The sequence below is a fragment of the Bacteroides sp. 2201st1_D9_2201SCRN_220225 genome, from assembly GCF_040928965.1.
GTDB lineage: Bacteria > Bacteroidota > Bacteroidia > Bacteroidales > Bacteroidaceae > Bacteroides > Bacteroides stercoris.
Genome location: NZ_JBCODG010000085.1, coordinates 1 through 7897, shown reverse-complemented (window position 1 = coordinate 7897; position 7897 = coordinate 1). Strand labels below are relative to the sequence as shown.

The window sequence follows — 7897 nt, the reverse complement described above, 5'->3', positions numbered from 1 at the left end:
TTGTGCCCAGAACAGGACTCGAACCTGCATGCCTCTCGACACACGCACCTGAAACGTGCGCGTCTACCAATTCCGCCACCTGGGCATAGGTAATTGCAATCATTTCATAGAAATGAGCGGAAAACGAGACTCGAACTCGCGACCCTAACCTTGGCAAGGTTATGCTCTACCAACTGAGCTATTTCCGCGTTTGCGGTTGCAAAGGTAGATATTTTCCTTTAACCTGCAAACATTCTACGCATTTTTTTCACACATAAAATTAAACATTCTGCCTGAAGTGAAAGCATAGTTTTGATTATCAACTCATTCGGTTGCGATAATCTTCGTAAGAAAATTTTCTGAATATCTCAGCTTTTCCCTCTTTTGTCCACATGGCAATGGCAGGATGATGGATTCCGTTGAACATATTCGTCTTCACCATGGTGTAATGTATCATGTCTTCAAAGATGATTCTCTCACCGATTTGCAGTTCGTGGTCAAAGCTCCACAACCCCATATAATCGCCGCTCAGGCAGGAGTTGCCGCCCAACCGGTAGATGTACGCACCGCCGTCACCCATTTCGGCACCCCGGACGGCAGGCTGGTAGGGCATTTCCAGGCAATCGGGCATGTGGCAGGTGAAGCTGACATTCAGGATTGCGGTACGGATGCCGCGGTTTTCCACAATGTCCACAACTTCGGAAGCCAACACTCCCGTCTGCCAGGTAAATGCCGAACCGGGTTCCAGGATAATGCGCAAATGGGGATAACGCTCTTTCAATCCGCGGAGCAGGCGAATCAGATGCTCCACATCGTAGTCCTTACGGGTCATCAAATGCCCGCCACCCAGATTCAGCCACTTTATTTGCGGAAACCAGCGGGAGAACTTCGCCTCCAGATGCTCCAGCGTACGTTCCAGCTCGTACGAGGACGACTCGCAATGGCAGTGGCAGTGAAACCCGTCGATGCCTTGCGGCAGCACATCGGGAAGCTGTTCGGCCATTACACCGAAACGGGTGCCGGGAGCACAAGGGTTATACAGTTCCGTTTCCACTTCCGAATACTCCGGATTGACGCGTATGCCGCAGGATATATCCTGCCCGGCCGCCTGAATCATGGGATAAAAACGCCGGAACTGAGCCAGCGAATTGAATGTGATGTGACTGCTGCATCGCATGATTTCCGGAAAGTCGGCTTCCGTATATGCCGGAGAGTATGTATGCGCCCTGCTACCGAATTCCTCCAACGCCAGGCGTGCCTCGTATACGGAGCTTGCCGTAGAATGCTCCACATACTCACGGAATATGGGAAACGAGCGCCACATGGCAAAAGACTTGAAAGCAAGGATAATCTCTACGCCTGCCCGGTCGGCAACGCTCTTTATCAATGTGAGGTTCTTCCTCAACAGTTCTTCCTCCATGATATAACAGGGAGAAGGGAAAAGGTCGAAATCTTTATCTGTCATTTTTCTTGTTATATAAACTTTTATAGTAAAAACCGGATCTATCCTATCACTTTGAAACGCGCAAAACGCAGAAGAAGTTGCTTGTCGCCCGCATTCTTAAAACGGATGGTGGCTTTTGCGTTGTCGCCCTCACCTTCCACTTTCAGCACTTCGCCCAGGCCGAAACGTTCGTGTTCGATAAACTGCCCCGGCAGCACAGCGTTCCCGCCTGCGGCTGCCGACGAATGGGAAGCGGCAGAAGCTGTTCCCATGGAAGGCGTCACCCGCTTTAAGTTGCGGGGAACGGTCGGGGCAATGATTTCCTGCCGGGGACGAGCTCCTCCATCACGTTTTCCATACATGGCGGAAACGAAATTCTCTCTGTTCTCCCTGCGGAAAGATGCGGCATGCTCATCTACCTTGCGCACCAATCCGGCATCTTGCGGCAGCTTAAGGAAGCGCACATCTATATCTTTCAAAAAGCGGCTGGGATTTCCAAACTCCATCTTCCCATAACGGTAACGGCTTTTGGCATAAGTAAGGAAACAATGGTCTTCCGCACGGGTGATGGCTACGTAGAACAAACGGCGCTCCTCTTCCAACGCCCTGGGAGAGTCGCCCGCCATACCGCTCGGAAACAGGTTTTCTTCCATGCCCACCACAAAGACATTTTTAAACTCCAGCCCCTTGGCGGAGTGCACGGTCATCAACGTTATCTTTTCATCGTCTCCGTCCTTGTCCGAATCCTGGTCGGTAAGCAGGGACACTTCCGAAAGGAAATCACTCAGCGTGGTATTGGCATTCCCCTCTTCCAGCCGTTGTGCACAGAAGTCGCTCATACCGTTTGCAAGCTCTTCGATATTCTCCTTGCGGCTGAGGTTCTCGGGCGAGTTGTCCTGGCAGACATCAGCAATAATGCCCGACTGCCGGATTATCTCCGTACCAAGCTCGTAGGCGTTCTTTTCGGCAACGCTCTCGATAAATCCGGCTATCAAACAGCGAAAATCCTGCAACTTGCCCGCCGTTCCTTTATTGATGTTCACCCCGTAGGTCAGCGGTTCGCAGAGCACGGTCCACAGGCTTACATTGTGGCTGGTGGCGGCAGCCGTGATTTTATTTACGGTAGTGTCGCCTATCCCGCGTGCCGGGTAGTTGATGATACGCTTGAAGGCTTCTTCATCATTCGGATTGACCGTGAGACGGAAGTAGGCAATTACATCTTTTATTTCCTTGCGCTGATAGAAAGACAGTCCGCCGTAAATGCGATACGGCATGCTGCGCTTGCGCATGGCTTCCTCAAAGACACGGCTCTGCGCGTTGGTGCGATAGAGTATGGCAAAATCGGAATAGACGTAATTCTCCTGCCGGCGCAGTTCGGCTATCTTGTTGATTACAATATCGCCCTCCTCCACATCGCTGTATGCCTGATACACTCCGATGGGTTCTCCCTTATCTTTCTCCGAAAAGACTTCCTTGCGAATTTGCCGCTGGTTCTTCTCTATCAGGCTGTTGGCGGCAGAAACGATGGTTTGGGTGGAGCGGTAGTTCTGTTCCAGCTTAAAGACCTTCGTACCCGGATATACCTTTGTGAAATACAGGATATTGTCGATGTCGGCTCCCCGGAAGGAGTAGATGCTTTGCGCGTCATCGCCCACCACACAGACGTGCTGATGCTCTTTTGCCAACTGAAGCACAATGCTGTGCTGGGCAAAGTTGGTGTCCTGGTACTCGTCCACCAGAATATAGCGGAACTGCGACCGATAGCGTGCAAGCACCTCCGGACGGTCGCGGAAAAGCAGGAAGGTATAGAACAGCAAATCGTCGAAATCCATGGCATCCGCCTGCCGGCAACGCTCCCAGTAGCGGCGGTAAATATCGCGTATGGCAGGCATCTTGGCCGCACTATCGCTTTCGTAGGCTTCTTTGTTGTTGGCATAACCCGCAGGAGACACGAGGTGGTTCTTGGCATTGGAGATACGTGCCTGCACCGTACCCGGTTTATACACTTTCTCGTCCAATCCCATCTCCTTGATGATTGAGCGCAACAGGCTTTTGCTGTCTGCCGTATCATAGACGGTGAATTTCGGGGTAAATCCGATCTGCGCGGCTTCCGCATGCAGGATGCGCAGGAATATGGAGTGGAATGTCCCCATCCAAAGGTGACGGGCACGTTCCGCACCTACCTGCCGGGCGATACGTTCTTTCATTTCACGGGCCGCCTTATTGGTAAAGGTAAGCGCAAGAATATCCCAGGGGCGGTAACCGTTCTCCAGCAGATAAGCTATTTTGTAGGTCAGCACACGGGTTTTTCCCGAACCGGCGCCGGCTATCACCAGTGACGGGCCGTCGTTGTAGAGCACCGCAGCACGCTGTCCCTCATTCAGTTCTTGTATGTAATCGGACATATTCCTAATAATCTAACGGGTAAAGTTCGGGCACAAAGATAGTGAAAGGTTCGGACACCTGCGAACAATTCCACAGGTTATCGCGTTAGTATAGTAAAGTTTCAAAACTAAATAAATTGAACTTATGAATACGTTATTAATGTCTTTAACAATAATGATTATGACACATGAAATGCCTAAACTTCCTTACGCACACAACGCGCTGGAACCTGTAATCAGTCAGCAAACAATAGATTACCATTACGGTAAGCACCTGCAAACGTACGTAAACAACCTGAACAACCTTGTTCCGGGCACGGAGTACGAAAACAAAGACCTGGTTACTATCGTAGCCACCGCACCCGACGGCGCCGTATTCAACAATGCCGGACAGGTACTGAACCATACATTGTACTTCCTGCAATTCGCACCGAAACCGTCGCAAAGCGAACCTACCGGGAAACTGGCGGAAGCCATCAAACGCGACTTCGGCAGTTTCGAGAATTTCAAGAAGGAATTCAACGCGGCAGCAGTCGGACTGTTCGGTTCGGGCTGGGCATGGCTGTCTGTTGATAAGAACGGCAAGCTGCACATCACCAAAGAAGCGAACGGAAGCAATCCCGTACGCGCAGGACTGACCCCGCTGCTGGGCTTCGATGTTTGGGAACATGCCTACTACCTGGATTATCAGAACAAACGCGCCGACCACGTCAATGCCCTCTGGAGCATAGTAGACTGGGAAGCGGTGGGTAAACGGATGAAATAAGCAACCCCTCATAAACCCCTGTTGAAACGCATCTGCAAGCTGTAAAAAGCGGCAGATGCGTTTTCTTTTTCCAAAGTCTTAACTTTCTGTCATATCATCAATTACGGCTCTAAACACGCTCTAAACACCCAACGAAAAACACAGCAACATTCTCTAAACATTTGCGTTTATTACGCTCATTTTCCGTGCGGAATGAACGTACCTTTTAAAAATACAATAGGCAGTAAGCCTTTGTAAATGAAAAGCATACCGCCTATTTTATTGAGCACCAGCTATATCGCGCTATTCCTCGATTGCAGCCTGCGCCGCGGTGAATGCAAAGTTTAACTAAGATACTAACCTTTTTTGGGGTATCAAGCTAACGTAAACCTTAAACCGATCTTGCCATACAAGTTTACACAGGACTTTCTACCCAACTTTCTCTTTTAACCGAAAAAAAGAAGAAGCAAGTTTATCTTGCTCCTCCCCTTCTTTATGTGTGAGTTCAATATCTTTTCTCGAAACGTTATTTTCCTGCCATTAGATACGAACAATACTTGCCAAGCAGGTTTGATAGTGGCAGATCATCCTTCAGGTAACGTTCTGCATCAAGTTTGAGCAGTCTTTCACGAACCTGCTTCTTTCCTTTGAACAAAGCACAAAGGTATGGAATGCCTTTTTCTTCCGTAATGGTCACATCGGCAAAGAACTGAGTCAGATCTTCGGCATCATAGACGATGGAATAGCTTGGACGCTTTGCTCCAGGTATGTCTATAACCAGAATATTCTTTTCGACCAAGTCTTGAATATCACGAATGGCTGTGTCCTTCGAGCATTTTGCCAACGATGCCCATGTCTTTGAAGTTATCTTCGACTCATAGCCATCGAGGAATAGATTCAGCATCTCTGTTTGACGCTCTGTCATAGGAATTGACGAAGCCTTCTGCCAGAAGAAACTCTTGTTCAGTATAGAAGTTACAATAGCTTCAGCTTCATCAAGTGCATCGATGAGCTTTTGAAGATACCATACCAACCATTCTGTTAGATCACCATCACCATGCTGCATTTTTTCCAGAATGTCGTAATAGTGATTCTTGTCTTTATTGATCTGTGATGAGATATTATAGAAACGATAGTCGCTCTTCTCTCCACGAGCCAGCTGCATATCAGAAAGTATGCGAGCCAATCTTCCGTTGCCATCTTCAAATGGGTGGATGCTGACAAACCAAAAGTGGGCTACGGCAGAGCGAATGACGCTGCTGACCGGCTCTTCACTGTCAAACCATGCAAGGAAACGTTCCATCTCGCCTTCTACTCGGTCTGGTGAAGGGGCGATGTAGTGAATCTTCTCACGTCCAAACATACCACTGATGATATGCTCCTCGTTGCTGCGGTACTTGCCGACCTCAATCTGACTGCCTTCGCTGAAACCAGACGGAAAGAACGCTGCTTGCCAAGCACATAGTTTTTCCTTGCTCAAAGGCTGGTCGTAGTTCTGAACCGCTTCGAGCATTACGTTTACAACCGAATCTATATAATGCGAAGGAGCTGTATACTTTACGTTCTCTATCCCCAGTCGTCTGGCGATTGAAGAACGTACATCATCTACATTCAAGCGAATGCCCTCAATTTCTGACGAATAAACTACGTCATAGGTCAAGTTCTCTGCCATAGCTCTTAGCTTGCTATCAAGCCCCAACGAACTTAACCTTCCAAAGAGTAACCCTTGCTTGCGGCAAACCAACTCCTGAAGGAGCAACACCTGCGAAGCGTCCCAACGGAAGTCTGTCCAATTATCTCTTTCGTGTATATACATAATGAAAACTTTTAATGCTACATTATTCTGCGATTAACGTCGCAAATTCTGCGACAAAATTAAGAATTTTTTGTCGAATAACTAAAGAAGAGATAAAATAACGCAATTTTTGCGACGATTTAAGCTTTCTTTTGACTGATAGGAAAGTTTTGGAAGCAAAATCTACTTCTTGATCTTGATAAAATTATGTTGCAAAGGTACATGATTCTTCTTGCGACAATGCAAGGACATACCTACGGTTCATGAAGAAATCTCCACACCGTTGGGAAATAAAAAAACAAAGCACATGACAACAATCCAATCAATCCTGAGCCGACTGACCGAAGCTGTTAGCGGTACAGACAAGGAGCTCTACACAGAAGATAAGCTGAACAACACAGTCGAGCTCACCATTTTCAAGCATGGTGACACCTATAGCTTCAGCCTCGGATTCATCATAAGCATCTACATATATTGAGACTTGTTCATCCAGGTCACTTATCAGTTCTACCAAATATGTATTCATTACCTTAATCCTTTGAGGATATTTCATCGAGTTGTTCCTTCACCTTATACATTTCCAACCTTTCCTTCAGGAACTTGAAAATTGAAGGGTGAACAGAGAACTCATTTATCTTATTCCAACCATCGCCCAATGAACAAATCAACTCATTAACAAATGCTTCATCAGGAGTCTTATCGCAAACCAATTCTCGAACATGAACCTTATTGTCAATAGAGCTAAAATTGCCACTTGGATTTGGACCTGCACAATACATCCATGTATTGGGTGAATACTTCCAATAATGAACATTGACACAAGCACCCAGAGTTTTCTCTCGGCGAGAAGCTGTTCGGAAGTCCTGACCTTGCTTGATGTGGTACTCTTTAGTTATCAAGCGCATGAGATCCCTTGTAACTCCGTCTTCTTTACCAATAATCTTAATATCCTTATAGAACTGATTGTGTAGAACACCATCCTTGTTTTCACGCATACGTTGCTGGCAAAATGTCTTTGCATCTACTGACTGCACATTGTCCATCAACAGTTGGTATGCTTCGGCTGGCACAATAGTGTCCTTTAATACTGTCAAGGCACGAGTCATCTCATCTAATTCCGGGAAGATATACTCTTCGGTATCATAAATATTATACTTGACCCCATCCTTCTCGATACAATAGATAATATCCTTGTTATATCCCTTTTTAAAGTCAGGTATTTGATATTCGCGCATCTCGAAATTTGCGTCCAGTACAGAGATAACACCATCCTGTGGTATTTTTTTCTCAATATCTCTATAAGAAAGCTGACCATCATTATCAATAGTCATTTGAACAAAGTAGTAGTCCTTGCTTTTAACCTTACTTTCTGCATAGGTTATAACGCATCCCTTAAAACGCTCAATCATAGCTTTCGGCAAAGTCGATTGCAGACAGCTTTTCTTAATCAGAATTTGGCGAAAGATATTTTTGACAATACTTCGGTAAATTTTTACCGAAAGATTAAAAGTTAAACAATAGAACCGGCAAAAGCTGGTTCGGAAACACTA

General features: G+C 46.8%; 6 protein-coding genes and 2 tRNA genes. 2 read left to right on the top strand and 6 right to left on the bottom strand.

Annotated features, from left to right (window positions below):
- Positions 1–3: 3 nt before the first annotated feature.
- The 4 genes from AB5903_RS19540 to AB5903_RS19525 all read right to left on the bottom strand — a co-directional run bounded on the left by AB5903_RS19540 (position 4) and on the right by AB5903_RS19525 (position 3828).
- Positions 4–85, bottom strand: a tRNA-Leu gene (locus AB5903_RS19540).
- A 30-nt stretch (positions 86–115) separates the two neighbouring features.
- Positions 116–188 (bottom strand) — tRNA-Gly (locus tag AB5903_RS19535).
- 110 nt (positions 189–298) lie between these two features.
- Positions 299–1444 (bottom strand): carboxynorspermidine decarboxylase, encoded by a 1146-nt coding sequence (gene nspC / locus AB5903_RS19530; RefSeq protein ID WP_195658551.1) that lies wholly within the window; start codon positions 1442–1444, stop codon positions 299–301.
- Between the two features lie 38 nt (positions 1445–1482).
- Entirely contained in the window at positions 1483–3828 is a 2346-nt protein-coding gene (locus tag AB5903_RS19525) for an ATP-dependent helicase (RefSeq protein WP_195658552.1), read from the bottom strand.
- A gap of 124 nt (positions 3829–3952) precedes the next feature.
- On the opposite strand from AB5903_RS19525, the gene AB5903_RS19520 reads away from it, so the two are divergent.
- Entirely contained in the window at positions 3953–4573 is a 621-nt protein-coding gene (locus AB5903_RS19520; protein ID WP_074713642.1) for a superoxide dismutase, read from the top strand.
- 505 nt (positions 4574–5078) lie between these two features.
- Here AB5903_RS19520 and AB5903_RS19515 read toward each other — a convergent pair.
- Entirely contained in the window at positions 5079–6368 is a 1290-nt protein-coding gene (locus tag AB5903_RS19515; protein ID WP_005653795.1) for a Fic family protein, read from the bottom strand.
- 286 nt (positions 6369–6654) lie between these two features.
- Here AB5903_RS19515 and AB5903_RS19510 point away from each other — a divergent pair, with 286 nt between their 5' ends.
- On the top strand, positions 6655–6825 hold the full coding sequence (locus AB5903_RS19510; protein WP_005653792.1) for a hypothetical protein: 171 nt from the start codon (positions 6655–6657) through the stop codon (positions 6823–6825).
- Between the two features lie 52 nt (positions 6826–6877).
- Here the strand turns inward: AB5903_RS19510 and AB5903_RS19505 are convergent, their stop codons facing one another.
- The gene (locus tag AB5903_RS19505; protein WP_368118128.1) at positions 6878–7756 is read right to left on the bottom strand and encodes a hypothetical protein; all 879 of its coding nucleotides are present in this window, start codon (positions 7754–7756) and stop codon (positions 6878–6880) included.
- Positions 7757–7897: the final 141 nt, after the last annotated feature.

Coding starts and splice junctions, on each gene's coding strand:
- nspC (WP_195658551.1), bottom strand. CDS start 1,444: ATGACAGATAAAGATTTCGACCTTTTCCCTTCTCCCTGTTATATCATG.
- AB5903_RS19525 (WP_195658552.1), bottom strand. CDS start 3,828: ATGTCCGATTACATACAAGAACTGAATGAGGGACAGCGTGCTGCGGTG.
- AB5903_RS19520 (WP_074713642.1), top strand. CDS start 3,953: ATGAATACGTTATTAATGTCTTTAACAATAATGATTATGACACATGAA.
- AB5903_RS19515 (WP_005653795.1), bottom strand. CDS start 6,368: ATGTATATACACGAAAGAGATAATTGGACAGACTTCCGTTGGGACGCT.
- AB5903_RS19510 (WP_005653792.1), top strand. CDS start 6,655: ATGACAACAATCCAATCAATCCTGAGCCGACTGACCGAAGCTGTTAGC.
- AB5903_RS19505 (WP_368118128.1), bottom strand. CDS start 7,756: ATGATTGAGCGTTTTAAGGGATGCGTTATAACCTATGCAGAAAGTAAG.